The organism is Pseudomonas monachiensis, assembly GCF_047345015.1.
In the GTDB taxonomy this organism is placed as follows: Bacteria; Pseudomonadota; Gammaproteobacteria; order Pseudomonadales; family Pseudomonadaceae; genus Aquipseudomonas; species Aquipseudomonas monachiensis.
On sequence record NZ_CP178857.1, the window covers coordinates 4682845 to 4700130 of the forward strand.

General features: G+C 60.5%; 18 protein-coding genes. 10 read left to right on the forward strand and 8 right to left on the reverse strand.

Translation table 11 applies throughout. The annotated features are described in order from the left end of the window. Positions 1-47: 47 nt before the first annotated feature. From ACMDB8_RS20935 to ACMDB8_RS20950, 4 genes are all read left to right on the forward strand, one after another. Positions 48-2801 (forward strand): response regulator, encoded by a 2754-nt coding sequence (locus tag ACMDB8_RS20935; RefSeq protein ID WP_223541048.1) that lies wholly within the window; start codon positions 48-50, stop codon positions 2799-2801. A 95-nt stretch (positions 2802-2896) separates the two neighbouring features. Next, a complete protein-coding gene (locus ACMDB8_RS20940) occupies positions 2897-3889 on the forward strand; it encodes a 2-hydroxyacid dehydrogenase (protein WP_056728015.1) in 993 nt (330 codons plus the stop codon). A gap of 77 nt (positions 3890-3966) precedes the next feature. Continuing rightward, positions 3967-4401 carry a hypothetical protein gene (locus tag ACMDB8_RS20945; protein WP_056728017.1) on the forward strand — a complete coding sequence of 145 codons (435 nt, stop codon included), beginning with the start codon at positions 3967-3969 and terminating at the stop codon, positions 4399-4401. Then, a complete protein-coding gene (locus tag ACMDB8_RS20950) occupies positions 4401-4805 on the forward strand; it encodes an META domain-containing protein (protein ID WP_409078943.1) in 405 nt (134 codons plus the stop codon). Before ACMDB8_RS20945 ends, ACMDB8_RS20950 begins: the two co-directional genes overlap by 1 nt. 87 nt (positions 4806-4892) lie before the next feature. On the opposite strand, the gene ACMDB8_RS20955 is transcribed toward ACMDB8_RS20950, so the two are convergent. Further along, positions 4893-5360 carry a TlpA disulfide reductase family protein gene (locus ACMDB8_RS20955; protein ID WP_056728020.1) on the reverse strand — a complete coding sequence of 156 codons (468 nt, stop codon included), beginning with the start codon at positions 5358-5360 and terminating at the stop codon, positions 4893-4895. Positions 5361-5474: 114 nt separating this feature from the next. Here ACMDB8_RS20955 and arsC point away from each other — a divergent pair, with 114 nt between their 5' ends. The 3 genes from arsC to ACMDB8_RS20970 are packed head-to-tail and all read left to right on the forward strand — an operon-like array spanning position 5475 to position 6848. Then, positions 5475-5828, forward strand: a complete 354-nt coding sequence (gene arsC, locus ACMDB8_RS20960; RefSeq protein ID WP_056728022.1) for an arsenate reductase (glutaredoxin) — start codon at positions 5475-5477, stop codon at positions 5826-5828. After that, positions 5825-6421, forward strand: coding sequence for an NAD(P)H:quinone oxidoreductase (gene wrbA, locus ACMDB8_RS20965; protein ID WP_046043016.1), 597 nt, complete (start codon positions 5825-5827; stop codon positions 6419-6421). The genes arsC and wrbA overlap by 4 nt, the downstream gene beginning before the upstream one ends. A gap of 1 nt (position 6422) precedes the next feature. Continuing rightward, positions 6423-6848, forward strand: coding sequence for a DUF2069 domain-containing protein (locus ACMDB8_RS20970; RefSeq protein ID WP_056728024.1), 426 nt, complete (start codon positions 6423-6425; stop codon positions 6846-6848). Between the two features lie 41 nt (positions 6849-6889). Here the strand turns inward: ACMDB8_RS20970 and ACMDB8_RS20975 are convergent, their stop codons facing one another. Next, the gene (locus ACMDB8_RS20975) at positions 6890-7564 is read right to left on the reverse strand and encodes a DNA-3-methyladenine glycosylase I (RefSeq protein ID WP_056728025.1); all 675 of its coding nucleotides are present in this window, start codon (positions 7562-7564) and stop codon (positions 6890-6892) included. A 122-nt stretch (positions 7565-7686) separates the two neighbouring features. Then, positions 7687-8511 carry a tRNA 2-thiocytidine(32) synthetase TtcA gene (ttcA, locus tag ACMDB8_RS20980; RefSeq protein ID WP_008051493.1) on the reverse strand — a complete coding sequence of 275 codons (825 nt, stop codon included), beginning with the start codon at positions 8509-8511 and terminating at the stop codon, positions 7687-7689. A gap of 282 nt (positions 8512-8793) precedes the next feature. Between ttcA and ACMDB8_RS20985 the strand changes: the two genes are divergently transcribed. Continuing rightward, the gene (locus tag ACMDB8_RS20985; RefSeq protein ID WP_056728028.1) at positions 8794-9396 is read left to right on the forward strand and encodes a Yip1 family protein; all 603 of its coding nucleotides are present in this window, start codon (positions 8794-8796) and stop codon (positions 9394-9396) included. A 157-nt stretch (positions 9397-9553) separates the two neighbouring features. After that, positions 9554-10048 carry a SprT family zinc-dependent metalloprotease gene (locus ACMDB8_RS20990; RefSeq protein WP_046043022.1) on the forward strand — a complete coding sequence of 165 codons (495 nt, stop codon included), beginning with the start codon at positions 9554-9556 and terminating at the stop codon, positions 10046-10048. Positions 10049-10168: 120 nt separating this feature from the next. On the opposite strand, the gene ACMDB8_RS20995 is transcribed toward ACMDB8_RS20990, so the two are convergent. Continuing rightward, positions 10169-11350 carry a CaiB/BaiF CoA transferase family protein gene (locus ACMDB8_RS20995; RefSeq protein ID WP_409078944.1) on the reverse strand — a complete coding sequence of 394 codons (1182 nt, stop codon included), beginning with the start codon at positions 11348-11350 and terminating at the stop codon, positions 10169-10171. 144 nt (positions 11351-11494) lie between these two features. Then, complete coding sequence (locus ACMDB8_RS21000; protein ID WP_056728032.1) at positions 11495-12829, reverse strand: dicarboxylate/amino acid:cation symporter; 1335 nt, start codon at positions 12827-12829, stop codon at positions 11495-11497. 338 nt (positions 12830-13167) lie between these two features. Here ACMDB8_RS21000 and ACMDB8_RS21005 point away from each other — a divergent pair, with 338 nt between their 5' ends. Continuing rightward, entirely contained in the window at positions 13168-14166 is a 999-nt protein-coding gene (locus ACMDB8_RS21005) for an AraC family transcriptional regulator (protein ID WP_409078945.1), read from the forward strand. 82 nt (positions 14167-14248) lie between these two features. Here ACMDB8_RS21005 and ACMDB8_RS21010 read toward each other — a convergent pair whose 3' ends face one another. From ACMDB8_RS21010 to ACMDB8_RS21020, 3 genes are all read right to left on the reverse strand, one after another. Next, positions 14249-15004, reverse strand: a complete 756-nt coding sequence (locus tag ACMDB8_RS21010; RefSeq protein ID WP_056728035.1) for a polysaccharide deacetylase family protein — start codon at positions 15002-15004, stop codon at positions 14249-14251. A gap of 198 nt (positions 15005-15202) precedes the next feature. Further along, entirely contained in the window at positions 15203-16549 is a 1347-nt protein-coding gene (locus tag ACMDB8_RS21015) for an ATP-binding protein (protein ID WP_056728037.1), read from the reverse strand. Beyond that, complete coding sequence (locus ACMDB8_RS21020; protein WP_056728039.1) at positions 16546-17223, reverse strand: response regulator transcription factor; 678 nt, start codon at positions 17221-17223, stop codon at positions 16546-16548. The genes ACMDB8_RS21015 and ACMDB8_RS21020 overlap by 4 nt, the downstream gene beginning before the upstream one ends. Positions 17224-17286: the final 63 nt, after the last annotated feature.

Sequence of the window (17286 nt, forward strand, 5' to 3'; positions counted from 1 at the left end):
GCGGATGCATGTACAGCTCTATAAATAGCGGGATGCAGGAGAGATGCGTGCTCAAGAAACTGGGAATCAAAGGCCGCGTGCTGTTGCTGACCCTATTGCCAACCAGCCTGATGGCGTTGGTGCTGGGGGGGTATTTTACCTGGATGCAACAGGCGGACCTGCACATCCAGCTCATGCAGCGTGGCGAAATGATCGCCGAGCAGTTGGCGCCATTGGCGGCTCCCGCCATGGGCCATCAGGACAACGAACTGCTCGAACGCATTGCCACCCAGGCCCTGGAACAAACCGACGTACGAGCCGTGACCTTCCTGGCTCCTGATCGCACGCTACTGGCCCACGCCGGCCCGACCATGCTCAACCAGACCCCCTCCGGCAGTGGCACGCAGATGCTGCGCCGCAGTGGCAACGATGCGACCCGCTATTTGCTGCCGGTATTCGGCAAACACCGCAACCTGGCCGGGGACGTGATTCCCGAAGAAGCCGACCGCCTGCTGGGCTGGGTCGAACTGGAACTGTCCCATAACAGCATGCTGTTGCGGGGCTACCGCAGCCTGTTCGCCAGCCTGATACTGATCATTGCGGGACTGACGGGTGCGGCACTGCTGGCCCTGCGCATGGGGCGCACGATCAATCAGCCGCTGAGCCAGATCAAGCAGGCCGTGGCCCAGCTCAAGGACGGTCATCTGGAAACCCGCCTGCCGCCCCTCGGCAGTCAGGAGCTGGACGAGCTGGCCTCGGGCATCAACCGCATGGCCGGCACCCTGCAAAATGCCCAGGAAGAGTTGCAGCACAGCATCGACCAAGCCACCGAAGACGTGCGCCAGAACCTGGAAACCATCGAGATCCAGAACATCGAGCTGGACCTGGCGCGCAAGGAAGCCCTGGAAGCGAGCCGGATCAAGTCCGAATTCCTGGCCAACATGAGCCATGAAATCCGCACACCGCTCAATGGCATTCTCGGCTTCACCCACCTGCTGCAAAAAAGCGAGCTCACCCCACGCCAACTCGACTACCTGGGTACCATCGAAAAGTCCGCCGACAGTCTGCTGGGGATCATCAACGAGATTCTCGACTTCTCGAAAATCGAGGCCGGTAAGCTGGTGCTTGACCATATTCCGTTCAACCTGCGCGACCTGCTCCAGGACACCCTGACCATCCTCGCCCCGGCCGCCCACGCCAAACAGCTGGAACTGGTGAGCCTGGTGTACCGGGACACGCCACTGTCACTGGTGGGCGACCCGCTGCGGCTCAAGCAGATCCTGACGAACCTGGTGAGCAATGCGATCAAGTTCACCCGCGAAGGCACCATCGTCGCCCGCGCCATGCTCGAAGAAGAACACGAAGACACCGTGCAGTTGCGCATCAGCATTCAGGACACCGGCATCGGTCTGTCGAACCAGGACGTGCGCGCCCTGTTCCAGGCCTTCAGCCAGGCCGACAACTCGCTGTCGCGGCAACCCGGCGGTACTGGCCTGGGCCTGGTGATTTCCAAGCGCCTGGTCGAACAGATGGGCGGTGAGATCGGCGTCGACAGCACGCCTGGGGAAGGATCGGAATTCTGGATCAGCCTGAGCCTGCCGAAAACCCGCGACGATGCCGAAGACCTGCCCTGCGCGCCCTTGCTCGGGCGACGGGTGGCGGTACTGGAAAACCACGAGCTGGCGCGGCAGGCGTTGCAGCATCAACTGGAAGACTGCGGCCTCAGCACCACACCGTTCAATACCCTTGAAAACCTGACCAATGGTGTCACCGCCGCCCACCAGACCGACCAGGCGATCGAGCTTGCCGTGCTCGGCATCACCAGTAACGACATGCCGCCGGAACGCCTCAACCAGCACATCTGGGACCTCGAGCATCTTGGCTGCAAGGTGTTGGTGCTGTGCCCGACTACGGAACAGACGCTGTTCCATCTTTCCGTGCCCAACCCCCACAGCCAGCTCCAGGCGAAACCGGCTTGCACCCGCAAGCTGCGACGCGCCCTGTCTGACCTGGTCAACCCGCGACCGATACGCAGCGAGCCGGGCGAACCGTTGTCCAGCCGTGCCCCGAAGGTGCTTTGCGTCGACGACAATCCGGCCAACCTGATGCTGGTGCAGACCCTGCTCGAAGACATGGGCGCCAAGGTGCTCGCGGTGGAAAGCGGTTATGCCGCCATCAAGGCAGTGCAAAACGAGACATTCGATCTGGTGCTGATGGACGTGCAAATGCCCGGCATGGACGGCCGCCAGAGCACCGAGGCAATCCGCCAGTGGGAAAGCGAGCGCCATTGCACACCGCTGCCGATCGTGGCGCTCACTGCCCACGCCATGGCCAACGAAAAACGCGCGCTGCTGCAAAGCGGCATGGACGACTACCTGACCAAACCGATCAGCGAGCGGCAATTGGCCCAGGTGGTGCTCAAGTGGAGCGGCCTGGCGCTGCGCAATCACAGCCCGGAGCGCGCAGGCGATGGGCATGCGGGTGCCCATGACCTGATGGTACTCGACCACGACGAAGGATTGCGCCTGGCCGCTGGCAAGGCTGACCTGGCTGCAGACATGCTGGCGATGCTGCTCGCGTCCCTGGAAGCCGACCGAGAAGCCATCCGCCTCGCTCAGCAAAGCAACGACCACAACGCCCTGATCGAACGGGTCCATCGCCTGCATGGCGCGACGCGTTACTGCGGCGTACCGCAATTGCGTGCGGCCTGCCAACGCAGCGAAACCCTGCTCAAGCAACAGGACCCGAAAGCCAGCGTGGCACTGGATGAGCTCGACCGGGCAATCAATCGCCTGGCTGCCCAGGCGCGCATGAATGCTTGATGCAGCGCAATCGCCAAGGGTTGCCGGCGAGCTAACCTGACGACTGTCGAATGCCGGCTTGCTCAACGGCGCAGGCCACCTTCAAGGAGCACCGCATGCGTACGATTCTTTTCAGCAGCCAGAACTACGACCGCGACAGTTTTCTCGCGGCCGGGCAGCCGGCCGGCATCGAGCTGCAATTTCAGCCTGCGCGCCTGAGCCTCGACACGGTAGCGCTCGCCCAAGGGTATGAAGCGGTCTGCGCGTTCATCAATGATGACCTCGGCGCGGCAGTGCTCGAACGCCTGGCCGCTGGAGGCACGCGCCTGATCGCCCTGCGCTCGGCCGGTTACAACCATGTCGACTTGCCGACGGCAAAACGTCTGGGACTGGCCATCGTACGCGTCCCGGCTTATTCCCCCCACGCGGTGGCCGAACATGCGGTAGCGCTCATCCTCGCACTCAACCGCCGCTTGCCCCGCGCCTACAACCGCACCCGAGACGGGGACTTCAGACTGCAGGGGCTGACCGGTTTCGACCTGGTGGGCAAGACCGTCGGCGTGGTCGGCACCGGTCAGATTGGTGCCACCTTCGCCAAAATCATGAGCGGGTTTGGTTGCCAGTTGCTGGCCTACGACCCCTACCCCAACCCACAGGTCGAAGCCCTCGGCGCTCGCTACCTGAGCCTGCCGCAACTGCTGGCCGAATCGCAGATCATCAGCCTGCACTGCCCGCTCAACGAGCAGAGCAAGCACTTGATCAACCGCGAGTCCCTGGCGCACATGCAACCGGGTGCGATGCTGATCAATACCGGGCGTGGCGGCCTGGTGGACACCCCGGCGCTGATCGATGCCTTGAAAGACGGTCGCCTGGGTTACCTGGGGCTGGATGTGTATGAGGAAGAAGCGCAGTTGTTCTTCGAGGACCGCTCCGACCTGCCACTGCAAGACGATGTGCTGGCACGGCTGCTGACCTTTCCTAACGTGATCGTCACCGCGCACCAGGCCTTCCTGACCCGCGAAGCGCTGGATGCGATTGCCGCCACCACGTTGCGCAACATTGCAGCCTGGACGGCGGGCACCCCGGAAAACCTGGTGACGGGAGACTGAAACGGATCGAAGGTCATCTGCCTGCGCGATGCGGCGTGCAAGCCCGTGCTAGCATATCGCGCATATTTGGAGGACCCATGGTCGAACACGATTTCCGCTACAGCCTGATGAACCCGCAACACACCCTCACCGAATGCCGCGCCCTGGTGCCGGGGCGCTATCAAGTCACCGGCAACGGTGGTTCGATTCGCAACAATGACGTGCTGGTCGTGACCCTCAAGGGTGCCAAGGACTTGTCCATGCGCCTGACCGTCGAAACGGTTCGCCACCTGATCAACCCGCCCGGCCAATGGGTCGCGGTAGCCAGTGGCCCGGTGTTCGGCGAACTGGCCATCCACACCTGGCAAGTGAACTGTGACAGCTGCGCCAAAGAGCTGAGCTTCGAGTTCGCCGTCGATGCCAAGCTGGGCAACAAGGCCGAAAAGCCTGCCGCCACCGCGCGGATTGCCGAGCTGGGCTGGACCAGCGTCGGCGAGAAACACCTGTGCCCGAAATGCCAGGAGCCTGCGTGATGAAACGCCTCGCTCTGAGCGCCATGGTCGGCGCCAGCCTGCTGGGTTGCGCCGCCGAGCCGGTGCAACTGCAACAGAACCGCAGCTACATTCTGGAGTGGATCGGCGAGCGGCCGTTGATGGACTACAGCCACCTGACCATCACCCTCGGCGAAGACGGCCGGGCCTACGGCAATGGCGGCTGCAACCACTGGTTCGCACCGTACACCCTCGAAGGCCACAAGCTGACCTTCGGCAAAATCGGCAGCACCCGCAAACTGTGCGCGCCAGCGCTGATGGAACAGGAAAAACGCTTCCTCCAGGCGCTGGAAAATGTCCAGCGCTGGGACGTCTCCCCGATCGAGCAGATGCGCTTCTGGCCAACCGAAGGCAAGCCGCTGCGTTGGTGGCTTGAGGAGGGCTGATCCCCTGAAAGATCGCAGCCTGCGGCAGCTCCTACAGGGTGTACGACAATCCATGTAGGAGCTGCCGCAGGCTGCGATCTTTTTGCTTTAATTTTTCGCCTGCAACGCCTCAAGCTTGGCCATCACCCCCGCCGCCGTCTGTTCACCCATCAACTGCTCACGCACCTTGCCCTTGTTATCGATGATGTAGGTCACCGGCAACGCCTCGCTGCGCGGCAGCTCGAACAGTTCGGAAGGGTCCTGGGCCAGCACGGTGAACCTGATCCCCAGTTTCTCGCTCGCGCTCTTCAGCTCTTGCCCCTGAACGTTGTCGAAGTTGACCCCGAACACACCGATTTTCCTGTCCTTGAGCTGCTCGGCCAGGGCGTTCAACTCCGGGATCTCCGTGCGGCAAGGCCCGCACCATTCTGCCCAGTAGTTGAGGACCAGCCATTTTCCGTCCAGGCGGTCAGAGGCGATTTTATGACCGTCCTGGTCGATGCCATAGTCATTACCGCAGCCCCCCAGCATCAACGCTCCGATGATCGCCAATGCTGCTGCCAGTCGCCTTGTCATGTCGTGTTCCTTGTCAAAAATTGAATGCACCTGCGACCCATCGCCTCTCACGGTTCTGGAATGCGCGCTGCACAGTTAGAATAGCCGCCACCTTACGCAAGATGCGACCCGCTCATGACCGATCTGACGCTTTATCACAATCCGCGCTGCTCGAAATCCCGCGGTGCGCTCGAACTGCTTGAAGCCCGTGGCCTGACCCCGACTGTGGTCCGCTACCTGGAAACCCCACTGGACGCCGCGCAGATCCAGAACCTGCTGGGCAAACTCGGGATCAGCGCCCGGCAATTGCTGCGCACCGGCGAGGACGAGTACAAGACCCTCGACCTGGCCGACAGCAGCCTGAGCGAAGCGCAATTGATCGCCGCCATCGCCGCCCACCCGAAACTGATGGAGCGACCGATTCTCGAAGTCGGCGACAAGGCCATCATCGGCCGCCCACCGGAGCAGATCCTGGAACTGTTGCCATGAGCGCACCGTACATTCTGGTTCTGTACTACAGCCGCAGCGGCTCGACCAACGAAATGGCCCGGCAGATCGCCCGTGGCGTCGAACAGGCAGGGCTTGAGGCGCGCTTGCGCACGGTGCCGGCGATTTCCACCGAGTGCGAAGCCGTTTCCCCGGAGATTCCCGACGAAGGTGCGCTGTATGCCAGCCTCGACGACCTGAAGAACTGCGCCGGCCTGGCTCTCGGCAGCCCGACCCGCTTCGGCAACATGGCTGCACCGCTCAAATACTTCCTCGACGGTACCAGCAACCTGTGGCTGACCGGCGCCCTGGTGGGTAAACCGGCGGGTGTTTTCACCTCCACCGCGAGCCTGCACGGCGGCCAGGAAACCACGCTGCTGTCGATGATGCTGCCGTTGCTGCACCACGGCATGCTGATCACCGGCCTGCCCTACAGCGAATCGGCGCTGCTGGAAACCCAGGGCGGCGGTACGCCATACGGCGCAAGCCACCACGCCGGTGCCGACGGCAAAAGCGGTCTGGATGCCCATGAAGTGGCGCTGTGCCGCGCGCTGGGTATGCGCCTGGCCAAGACCGCACAGAAACTGGAGAGCTGAGGTGGCCAAGAAACCGAAGATCCTGCCCGCCCTCGAATGGCTCGAACCACGGGTCAAGGCGATGCGCGCCATCAGCCTGCTGTGCTTTTTCGGCCTGGTGGGATTGCTGTGTGTTTACTACCTGGCGATTGCCGACCTGCACGGGGCACGCCCCTGGGTGATCCTGTTGATCGAGCTGGTGCCACTGCTGATTCTGGCACCGGGGATGATCATCGGCAGCCCTCGCGGGCATTCGTGGATGTGCTTTGTGGTGAACCTTTATTTCATCAAGGGCGCATTGGCTGCCTATGACCCGAACCGGCAGATCTTCGGTTTGCTGGAGATGGGCGCGAGCCTGGCGGTGTTTTGCTCGGCGCTGTTGTATGTGCGGTGGCGGTATCAGTTGAACCGAAAGCTGGCGGGTGAAGGCGAACCCTCCGTCGCCTGATCTGACGCCTTCGCGAGCAAGTCGAATGGGGCGACTCGGTCTCAATGATTGACGGTGTACGCCAGCATCATCGAAATCTGGCTCATCGGCCGCCCGCCACTTTCCTCATGCCACTGGTTGAACACGTCCTGCACCAACGCCAGGTCGCGCAGACTGCTCGGCACCTTGTCGATGATGTCCTGAGCATTCAGCGCCGCCACCACGTCATAGCTCGGTACAAAGGTGTCCTTGCCGATCATGCGCAGGAAGCGCGGGGCTGACAGCCCGCCCAACTGATGTCCGCGCTTTTTCAGGAAGGTCCAGAGCCCGACGATATCGGTCACCGGCCAATCGGCGATCAGCGCACCGAAACTGCCCTTTTCATGGGCCACGTCCAGTATGAACTGCGCATTGCGCGGCACGCTCTTGAGTTTGCCCAAGTGACGTATGATCCGCGTGTCCTGCATCAGGCGCTCAAGGTGCTCGGCGCTCATCAGCACGACTTTTTCCGGGTCGAACCTGAAGAACACTTCTTCGAAGGCCGGCCACTTGGCATCCACCAGGCTGTGCTTGAGCCCGGCACGGAATACCCGCAACGCCATCGTCGAGAGGTAGCGATCGTCGCTGATCTTGCGCAGTTGCGCCGGGGTCTTGGGAACGGGCAGATGGGCTTCCAGTTCAGCCGCCGAACCGAAGCGGTTCAAGCAATACTCGTTCAGCCACTTGTAGTCGCGCATGCCCTCTCCTGAGGTAAACGAAAAACCTGTGGGAGCGGGCTTGCTCGCGAAGACGTAGTGTCAGCCAACATCAATGCTGAAGACACACCGATTTCGCGAGCAAGCCCGCTCCCACAGCTGGATCAGAGGTTGACGACATTGACGAAGCGCGATGCGGCGCTTTCGTCGATCTTCAGACTGGTAAAGTCGAACAGGTTGCGATCCGCCAGTTGCGACGGGATCACGTTCTGCAGGCTGCGGAAAATGCTTTCGGTACGACCCGGAGTCTTGCGTTCCCAGTCCAGCAGCATTTCCTTGACCACCTGACGCTGCAGGTTCTCCTGGGAACCGCAGAGGTTGCACGGGATGATCGGGAATTGCTTGAAGTCCGAGTAAGCCTGGATGTCTTTTTCGTTGCAGTAGGCCAGCGGACGAATCACCACGTTACGACCATCGTCGGCGCGCAGCTTCGGTGGCATGGCCTTGAGCGAACCGTTGAAGAACATGTTCAGGAAGAACGTTTCGACAATGTCGTCGCGGTGGTGACCGAGAGCCATCTTGGTCGCGCCGATTTCATCGGCGAAGGTGTAGAGCGTGCCGCGACGCAGGCGCGAGCACAGCGAGCAGGTGGTCTTGCCTTCCGGAATCAGCTCCTTGACCACCGAGTAAGTGTCTTTCTCGACGATGTGGTACTCGATCCCCAGTTCCTTGAGGTAGGCCGGCAGCACGTGCTCCGGGAAGCCCGGCTGCTTCTGGTCCATGTTCACGGCCACGATCTCGAACTTGATCGGCGCGACCTTCTGCAAGTGCATCAGCACATCGAGCATGGTGTAGCTGTCCTTGCCACCTGACAGGCAGACCATGACCTTGTCACCGTCTTCAATCATGTTGAAATCGGCAACCGCCTCGCCGGCCAGTCGGCGAAGGCGCTTTTGCAGTTTGTTCTGGTTGACCGTGAGAGTGCCCATGACGCGAAATCCGTGAGGTGTGACGAAAGGCCGGCATTTTACGCAAAAATGCCTCAGGGGCGAAGTGCCTGGCCAAAAGGGCCGTTCGCCACAGACCCGGCGGCGATTAACAACTGCGTTTACAGCGCGATTTGCTCTAAAGCCCCTACTCCCTCTGGGGAAATTCCTCCCTATACTGCGACATAAGGTCACATACAAATTCAGACCTATGACTTACTTGGCCGCATTGGCCCGTAGGCGCTCCGCTGGGGGGCGACGGTAAAAACAAGAGGAGTGACTGGCATGATCCATCACGTAGTGGGGCTCTTCACCCACCCTGACCAAGAATGGAAGGAAATCCGTGGCGACCAGGAGGAAAGCATCAGCCACATGTACCTGACCCATACACTGATCCTGGCGGCGATTCCCGCAGTGTCTGCCTTTATTGGCACCACACAGGTCGGCTGGGTCATCGGCAACCGACCTCCCGTCATGCTGACCGTAGAAAGCGCGATATGGATGACGATCATGTCGTACCTGGCGATGCTCGGCGGTGTCGCGGTAATGGGCGCGTTCATCCACTGGATGGCCCGCACCTATGACGCCAACCCAAGCCTGGCCCGCTGCATTGCGTTTGCCACCTACACCGCTACACCGCTGTTCATCGGTGGTCTCGCCGCCTTGTACCCGCACTTGTGGCTGGGGATGATCATCGGTACCGCCGCCATCTGCTACACGGTGTACTTGCTGTACGTGGGCTTGCCGACGTTCATGAACATTCCATCTGACGAGGGCTTCCTGTTTTCAAGCTCGGTGCTCGCCGTAGGCCTGGTGGTGCTGGTCGCCATCATGGCGTTCACCGTCATTGTCTGGGGACTCGGCGTGGGCCCGGTCTACACCAGCTAACCGCTCATCACTGAACATCGGAACTGCCGACAAAGGCCGCCGCAAGGCGGCCTTTTCATTCTTCAGCAACGAGAACGCACACGACCATTCGGCAACCTGGCGATTCGCAAGGTCCGAGGGTTGCGGCATACTTGAGCGCTCTGGAGATCCATCAAGCATGCCCGAGCAACTCAATACCCGCGTCGAAGACTGTTTCCAACTAGCCGAATCCTTTTTCAAACGACCTTTCAAGCGCCCCGTGGTGAGCCTCAAGCTGCGCGGGCAAAAAGCCGGTGTCGCGCATTTGCACGAGAACCTGCTGCGCTTCAACCCGCAGCTGTACCGGGAAAACACCGAAGATTTCCTCAAGCAGACCGTGGCCCATGAAGTCGCGCACCTGATCGCCCACCAGCTGTTCGGTGACCGCATCCAGCCCCATGGCGAAGAGTGGCAATTGATCATGCGCGGCGTGTACGAACTGCCGCCCAACCGCTGCCACACCTATGATGTCAAACGCCGCAGCGTGACCCGCTACATCTACAAGTGCCCGTGCGCCGACAGCGACTTCCCGTTTTCGGCCCAGCGCCACAGCCTGGTTCGGCAGGGACGGCGGTACCTGTGCCGGCGGTGTCGTAATACCCTGGTGTTCAGTGGGGAAATGCGGGTCGAGTAGTTGTTTTTTTGGTGACTGCACTGGCCTCATCGCGAGCAAGCTCGCTCCCACATTGAGTTTGTGTCACGCCACAGATCCCCTGTGGGAGCAAGCTTGCTCGCGATGGCGGCCTGACAGGCACTAAAGAATCACCTTGACCCGACGCAACTGTTCGATCCGCTCAGCACTGAACCCCAACTCCCCCAACACCTGGTCCGTATGCTGCCCCAGCGCCGCGCCAATATACCGGGGCTCAGGCAACCCTTGCGAAAACTTCAGCGGACAAGCCATCTGCGCCTGGGACGAGCCATCGCCACGGGGCACTTCGGCCACCAACTCCCGCGCCTGCAACTGCGGATGACACAGCGCTTCTCCCAGGCTCAACACAGGTTCGACACAAGCATCCAATTCGGCGAACAGCGCGCACAATTCGGCGAAGTCATGTTTTTCGAATTCGACCTTCAGCGCGTCTTTAAGCTGTTTCTGCTGCGCCGGTTGCGGTGACAGGCCAAGGCCGGCCAACTCCTCCAGCCCCAACGCCGTACACAACTGTTTCATGAAGGCCGGCTCAAGGCTGCCCACCGACAGCCAGCGCCCATCCCGGGAGCGGTAGTAATCGTAGAAACTGCCGCCGTTGAGCACCTGATTTTCCGGTCCCGGCTCGACGCCACAGGCCAGATACCCGGCACCCGCCATCGCATTCAGGCTGAACGCACAGTCGGTCATGCTGACATCCAGGTGCTGACCCTGACCGGTTTGCTGCCGGGCAATGACCGCCGCCAGCAAGCCAATCACCCCGTGCAACGAACCACCGGCGACATCCGCCACCTGCATGCCCAACGGCAGCGGCCCAGAGTCGGCACGGCCGGTATAACTCGCCAGCCCGGACAGGGCCAGGTAGTTGATGTCATGGCCGGCGCGGTCCTTGTAGGGACCGGTCTGGCCATAGCCGGTGATCGACACATAAATCAATTTCGGATTGATCGCCTTCAGGGCTTCGTAACCCAGGCCCAGACGCTCCATGACGCCCGGGCGGAACTGCTCGAGCACAATGTCGTAGTCCTGCAGCAACGACCTGATCACCTCCAGTGCCTCAGGTTGCTTGAGGTCCAGGGCGAGGCTGCGCTTGTTGCGGTTGAGGTAGGCATGACTGGCTGACACGCCTTGATCGTGGGGCGGCAACACCCGCAACAGATCCATGCGGGTCGGTGATTCGATGCGCAGCACTTCGGCGCCCATGTCCGCCAGCAGCAACGAAGCGAACGGCCCCGGCAGCAGTGTCGAGAAATCCAGAACCTTGAGTGATGCCAGTGGACCGAGCATGAACGTTCTCCCTTGACGATGCCCACAGCCTAGGCAGCTGATCGCTTTGCAGCAATCACCTTATATGCCACGTGCAGTGACCGTTACGCTCAAACACCGGGCATGAAAAAACCCGCCGAAGCGGGTTTTTCATTACAACAAGGCTTACTTGGCGTTAACCGGGGCTACCTCTTCGACGTGGCCCAGTACATCGTCTTTAGGCTCGTCGGCAATGCCGCGACCGCCCGAAGCCAGCTCGGCTTGCAGTACGTCGGTGTCCAGTTCATTGACCCACTTGGCCACAACGACAGTGGCAACGGCGTTGCCGATCAGGTTGGTCAGGGCACGGGCTTCGGACATGAAGCGATCGATGCCGAGGATCAGCGCCAGGCCGGCAACCGGCAAGTGGCCCACGGCAGACAGGGTGGCAGCCAGTACAATGAAACCGCTACCGGTTACGCCCGCAGCGCCCTTGGACGACAGCAGCAACACCACCAGCAGGGTGATCTGGTGCGTGATGTCCATGTGCGTATCGGTTGCCTGGGCAATGAACACCGCGGCCATGGTCAGGTAGATGGCGGTACCGTCAAGGTTGAACGAGTAGCCAGTCGGGATCACCAGACCCACGACAGATTTTTGCGCGCCCAGGCGCTCCATCTTGATCAGCATGCGTGGCAGTACCGATTCCGAAGAAGAAGTACCCAGCACGATCAGCAGTTCCTCACGGATGTAGCGGATCATTTTCAGCACGCTGAAGCCATGCAAGCGGGCGATGGAGCCCAGCACGATCAGGATGAACAGCAGGCAGGTGATGTAGAAGCACGCCATCAACTGACCCAGTTGCACCAGCGAGCCGACACCGTAGGCACCGATGGTGAAGGCCATCGCACCGAAGGCACCGATTGGCGCGAGCTTCATGATCATGTTGATGATGTTGAACATCACGTGGGCGAAGCGATCGATGAAGTCCAGCAGCGGCTTGCCGTAGGCACCCAGGCGATGCAGGGCGAAACCGAAGATCACCGAGAACATCAGCACTTGCAGGATGTCACCGGTGGCGAAGGCGCCGACGATAGTGGCCGGTATCACGTTCAGCAGGAAGCCGACGACGCTTTGGTCAGCACCGGCTGCAACATAAGTGGCAATCTTGGAGGCATCGAGGGTGGCAACGTCGATGTGCATGCCATTGCCCGGCTGCACGATGTTGACCACGACCAGACCGACCAGCAGGGCGATGGTCGAAACGATCTCGAAGTACAGCAGCGCGTAACCACCGGTCTTGCCGACCGATTTCATGTCCTGCATACCAGCGATACCGCTGACAACGGTACAGAAGATGATCGGGGCGATGATCATTTTGATCAGCTTGATGAACCCGTCACCCAGTGGCTTAACGGCCACACCGAGCTGAGGGTAGAAGTGACCGAGCGCGATACCGATGACAATTGCAACGATCACCTGGAAATACAGGGATTTGTACAGTGGCTGACGAGTCGTCATTGCAAAGTTCCTCAAGGGTGCCAGGTGACAACATCCATCTGTTGCCCGCAACACCGCAATTGCGAACCCTCCTGCACTGGAGGGATTTGTTTTTTCGAGCTGCGCAACGGCAGGCATCTGCACGATGTATCGCAAGGCCCGTGCCACCTTCCGCAAAATCCCTGCAAGCCTTTTGATCTGCGGGGTTGCAGCGAATTCCCTGACACCGGACGGTTACAAGCATGTGGCGGATTTCCGCCCTTCCATTAAAAGTCGTCCTGCTATTTGGCGGATATCCGCCCTGTTCACGCCCGCGGTGCACAGCTACCATCCGTCGATCAACGGTCAGATCTGCTGCCATGCGCGAACGCACCATCGCCAGTCATTTCGCCCGCGCCGCCCTTGGGGGGGCGCGTCGGCACGGCTACGACTATTCAAGCCTGCTACAGCAACTGGGAATCAGCCCCGAGTTGCTGGACGAGCCCCGGGCACGCATCGCTCCGGAGCAATTCACCCAACTGATCCAGGCCTTATGGCTGGCGCTGGACGACGAGTACCTGGGGTTCGGGCAAGCCCCAAGCAGGCCGGGCAGCTTCGCGATGATGTGCCATGCCGTGATTCACTGCCGCAACCTGGATAAGGCACTCCATCGCGGCTTATTGTTTTATAGCCTATTCCCCGGGGTTCCGCGTTTGACCTTGAGCCGTGAAGATGAATGGGTGCGCCTGAGCCTGGACGACTCGCAACTCTGGGACCCGGATCATTTCCTCAGCGAAAGCCTGCTGGTGATCTGGCACCGTTTCGGCAGCTGGCTGATCGGCCAGCGCATTCGCCTGGAACAGGCCACGTTCAGCTACCCCCGCCCCGAACATGGCGCCGAATACGACCTGTTGTTTTCCTGTCCGCTTGAGTTTTCCAGGCCCCAGAGCAGCCTGTTGTTTCACAGCCGCTACCTGGCCATGCCGCTGTTGCAGGACGAACGCACCCTCAAGCATTTCCTTGAGCGCTCCCCCGCCGACCTGCTCTCGCGCCCCGACGATGGCGACAGCTTGAGCAGCCGCCTGCGGCGCTTGCTCAGTCGCGACAGTTCACACTGGCCCGACCTGGAAGCCGTAGCCGCCCATCTGCACATCAGCCCACAGACCTTGCGCCGGCATTTGCGGGAAGAGGGTTCGAGCTTTCAGGAATTGAAGGACCAGTTGCGCCGGGACATCGCGATTTATCATCTGAGCCGCGCGGACCTGTCGTTGCAACAGATCGCCGAGCAGTTGGGGTTTTCCGAGCCGTCGGCGTTTCACCGGGCGTTCAAGAAGTGGACGGGGCTGACGCCGGGGGCTTATCGGGCGCAGGAGAGCTGAGTTTCAGCACCCGCGTTGCGCAGTGATCACTAGCGTCCTCCCAAGCGCACTCCGAAATACCCCGTCCAGGTTTTGCGGACGCTTACTCCTGAGGCGGGATGATCAGCGACAAGCCAGGGTAAATTTTATCCGGATGCTCCAGCACCGACCTGTTCGCATTGAAGATCAGTGGGTACTTGGCAGCATCACCATAAAACTCTCTGGCAATTTTGGACAATGTATCGCCCTTTACAACCACATACATATTCAACTGACTGACCGGTGGAATCGCCAGTGTGGCCGGTGATTCGAAGTCCACATCGCCTAGCTGGTTTACCTGTTCGATGAACCGGCCAAGATTGTTGGCCGTGGTCGCGTGTATGTCATGCATCAGCACAATGGAGTTCTTTCTTTTCCTTATTTGCTCAACACCATGGGATACCCAGCCTCCCGGTTGGTAGTTGCTGTTCCAGTCCAGGGTATCCACGCTCCACAGAACCTGCCGGTACCCCAACTCGGCGACAGTGCGATCGACCATCGCATCGTGAGCGCCATAAGGCGGCCTCATGATCAGGTCCGGCTGCTGGTAGGGAGCCAGTGCCTGCTCCGTCATTTTGATTTGATCGATGATGGTGTCTTTGTCCTGGCCAACCAGCCTTAGATGATCGTAAGTGTGATTACCGATCCGGTGTCCTTCGCAGAGGATGCGCTTGATACGCTCGCCATGCCTGGCAACCAGATTGCCAACAACAAAAAACGTTGCCTTGATATCAAACTGCGCCAGTGTTTCGAGCACGGTGTCGGTCTGGATTTGCCGAGGACCGTCGTCAAACGTCAGCCAAACTTTCTTCCTTTCCATTTTTATCTCCTTTGATGGCATGGAACGCTTCAGCCCATATCCACTCATGCACCAACACAGGCTTTGCGTGTGCATGTTGTCAATGAGGCGAAGCCTATTACCTGCCACCAAACGGCTGAACGCCAACAAAACTTTGTTGCCGGTCGTTTAACGATTGATGCTTTTAGCGGCCGTAAAAGACCGCTATCAAATACCCGTTCAAACTGCCGGAAAGTGAATCCTGAACACCGCCCCGCCCATCGGTGAATCCCCCAGGGTCAGCTTGGCGCTGTAGCTCTCGATGATGTCCTTGACCACCGCCAGGCCGATGCCCTGCCCCGGGTGCTGGCGGTCCAGGCGCTCTCCGCGCTCGAGAATCCGTGCGCGCTGATCCTGTGGTACGCCAGGGCCGTCGTCCTCGACACACAACTCGGTACCACTGAGGGTTTCACGCACGCTGATGCGTATTTCGCACAGGCACAGGCGATAGGCGTTTTCCAGCAGGTTGCCCATCATCTCCAGCAGAGCGCCCTGCTCGATCGGCACATAGCACGGATCGGGCAAGTCGAACGCGACATGCACGCGCTTGTCGCGATAGACCTTGTCCAGCGTGTCGCACAGGCTTTTCAGTACCGGTCGCAAGTGCACCTGATGGCGTACCAGGCCGCTTTTGCGCAGGCTGGCGCGCTGCAACTGGTAGCTGATCTGCTGGCTCATGCGTTCGATCTGGGCTTGCAGCACCCAGGCCTGATCGCGATCCTCGGGACGCTGGGCCATGTCTTCACTGACGCCTTGCAACACCGCCAGCGGCGTTTTCAGGCTATGGGCCAGGTCGTCGAGGGAATCGCGGTAGCGACTGCGCTGCTCACGTTCGCTGTGCAGCAAACGGTTGAGGGAACCGGTCAAGCGCAGCAATTCCCGGGGATGTTCCTCACTGAGGCTTTCGCGGGTGCCACCTTCGATCTGGTCCAGTTCCTGGCTCAAGCGCCGCAATGCCTGCAAGCCCCAGGTCAGACCAATCCACAGCAACGCCAGCAGCACCAGCAGTGCCGCGCCAAACCCCAGATAGAGATTTTCCCGCAGGCCTTCGAGGGTCAGTTCGTACTCGCGAACCGGCTGCAACGCCACGATGCTGAAGGCTGCACTTTTGCCCCCGAGCAACTTGACCTCGACGTCGTAGACGAAGAACTCCTGGCCATTGGCTTCGCGGATCCGCGCAAACTCGCTGCCACGTCCGTCGTAGCGTGGCTTGTAGTTGATGCGTTCTTCCTGGGTCGCCTTCGAACGCCAGACCAGATGCCCTTCACGGTCATAGATGTAGCCGAGCAATCGACTGTCGGTGAGGTTGAAGCGCTCGTCGGGCAGTTGCGCCGGCATCTGCAGGCTGTTGTTCTCCACCCGGGCGGCCGAGATCAGCGTGGTCACGTCGGATGCCAGGCGCTGCTCGATGGAGTCCTGCAGCGCCAGGCTGAAGGCGCCTTGCATCGCCGGCAGCAACGCCAGCATGAACAACACCGCCAACAGCGTGGCGGCGAGCATCAAGCGTATGCGCAGCGAACGGATCAAGTGCAACGCTCGTTGAACAGATAACCCAGGCCACGCACGGTGTCGATCGGCTTGAACCCGCCCGGCCCCTCCAGTTTGCGGCGCAGACGGCCGACCAGCACCTCGATCACATTCGGATCACGCTCGTCGTCATCCGGATAGAGTTGCTCCATCAAGCGATCCTTGGGCACCACTTGCTGATGATGGCGCATCAGGTATTCGAGAATGCGGTACTCATACGCGGTCAATGCCAATGGCTGATCGTCGAGGGAAGCTTGCTTGCGGTTCAGGTCCAGCAGTAAGGGGCCAGCGACGATGGTCGACTGGGTGAAACCGCTGGAGCGTCGCAGCAAGGCATTCAGGCGGGCCTCCAGTTCTTCGAACTGAAACGGCTTGACCAGGTAATCATCGGCGCCGGCGGCCAGGCCTTCGACCTTGTCCTGCCAGTTGCCGCGCGCGGTGAGGATCAGGATCGGGAAGCTCTTGCCACTTGAGCGCAACTGGCGGATCAGGTCGAGCCCGCTCATGCCCGGCAGACCGAGGTCGATCACCGCCAGGTCAAAGTTGAACTGCGCGGTCTGGTACAGCGCCTCCTCGGCGTTGGCCACGGACTCGACCACATGGCCGCTCTCCGTCAGGCGGGTTTGCAGGTGATGACGCAGCAGCGCTTCATCTTCGACGACCAGCAATTTCATATTGCTCTCCCGGGCAAATCAACATCTCCAGAGGCGCAACGTCGCACCTCAATAACTAACATG

What these genes read in the sequence shown, in the direction of transcription:
- ACMDB8_RS20940 (WP_056728015.1), top strand. Translation starts at nt 2,897, where the DNA reads ATGCGTACGATTCTTTTCAGCAGCCAGAACTACGACCGCGACAGTTTT.
- ACMDB8_RS20945 (WP_056728017.1), top strand. Translation starts at nt 3,967, where the DNA reads ATGGTCGAACACGATTTCCGCTACAGCCTGATGAACCCGCAACACACC.
- ACMDB8_RS20950 (WP_409078943.1), top strand. Translation starts at nt 4,401, where the DNA reads ATGAAACGCCTCGCTCTGAGCGCCATGGTCGGCGCCAGCCTGCTGGGT.
- ACMDB8_RS20955 (WP_056728020.1), bottom strand. Translation starts at nt 5,360, where the DNA reads ATGACAAGGCGACTGGCAGCAGCATTGGCGATCATCGGAGCGTTGATG.
- arsC (WP_056728022.1), top strand. Translation starts at nt 5,475, where the DNA reads ATGACCGATCTGACGCTTTATCACAATCCGCGCTGCTCGAAATCCCGC.
- wrbA (WP_046043016.1), top strand. Translation starts at nt 5,825, where the DNA reads ATGAGCGCACCGTACATTCTGGTTCTGTACTACAGCCGCAGCGGCTCG.
- ACMDB8_RS20975 (WP_056728025.1), bottom strand. Translation starts at nt 7,564, where the DNA reads ATGCGCGACTACAAGTGGCTGAACGAGTATTGCTTGAACCGCTTCGGT.
- ttcA (WP_008051493.1), bottom strand. Translation starts at nt 8,511, where the DNA reads ATGGGCACTCTCACGGTCAACCAGAACAAACTGCAAAAGCGCCTTCGC.
- ACMDB8_RS20985 (WP_056728028.1), top strand. Translation starts at nt 8,794, where the DNA reads ATGATCCATCACGTAGTGGGGCTCTTCACCCACCCTGACCAAGAATGG.
- ACMDB8_RS20990 (WP_046043022.1), top strand. Translation starts at nt 9,554, where the DNA reads ATGCCCGAGCAACTCAATACCCGCGTCGAAGACTGTTTCCAACTAGCC.
- ACMDB8_RS20995 (WP_409078944.1), bottom strand. Translation starts at nt 11,350, where the DNA reads ATGCTCGGTCCACTGGCATCACTCAAGGTTCTGGATTTCTCGACACTG.
- ACMDB8_RS21000 (WP_056728032.1), bottom strand. Translation starts at nt 12,829, where the DNA reads ATGACGACTCGTCAGCCACTGTACAAATCCCTGTATTTCCAGGTGATC.
- ACMDB8_RS21005 (WP_409078945.1), top strand. Translation starts at nt 13,168, where the DNA reads ATGCGCGAACGCACCATCGCCAGTCATTTCGCCCGCGCCGCCCTTGGG.
- ACMDB8_RS21010 (WP_056728035.1), bottom strand. Translation starts at nt 15,004, where the DNA reads ATGGAAAGGAAGAAAGTTTGGCTGACGTTTGACGACGGTCCTCGGCAA.
- ACMDB8_RS21020 (WP_056728039.1), bottom strand. Translation starts at nt 17,223, where the DNA reads ATGAAATTGCTGGTCGTCGAAGATGAAGCGCTGCTGCGTCATCACCTG.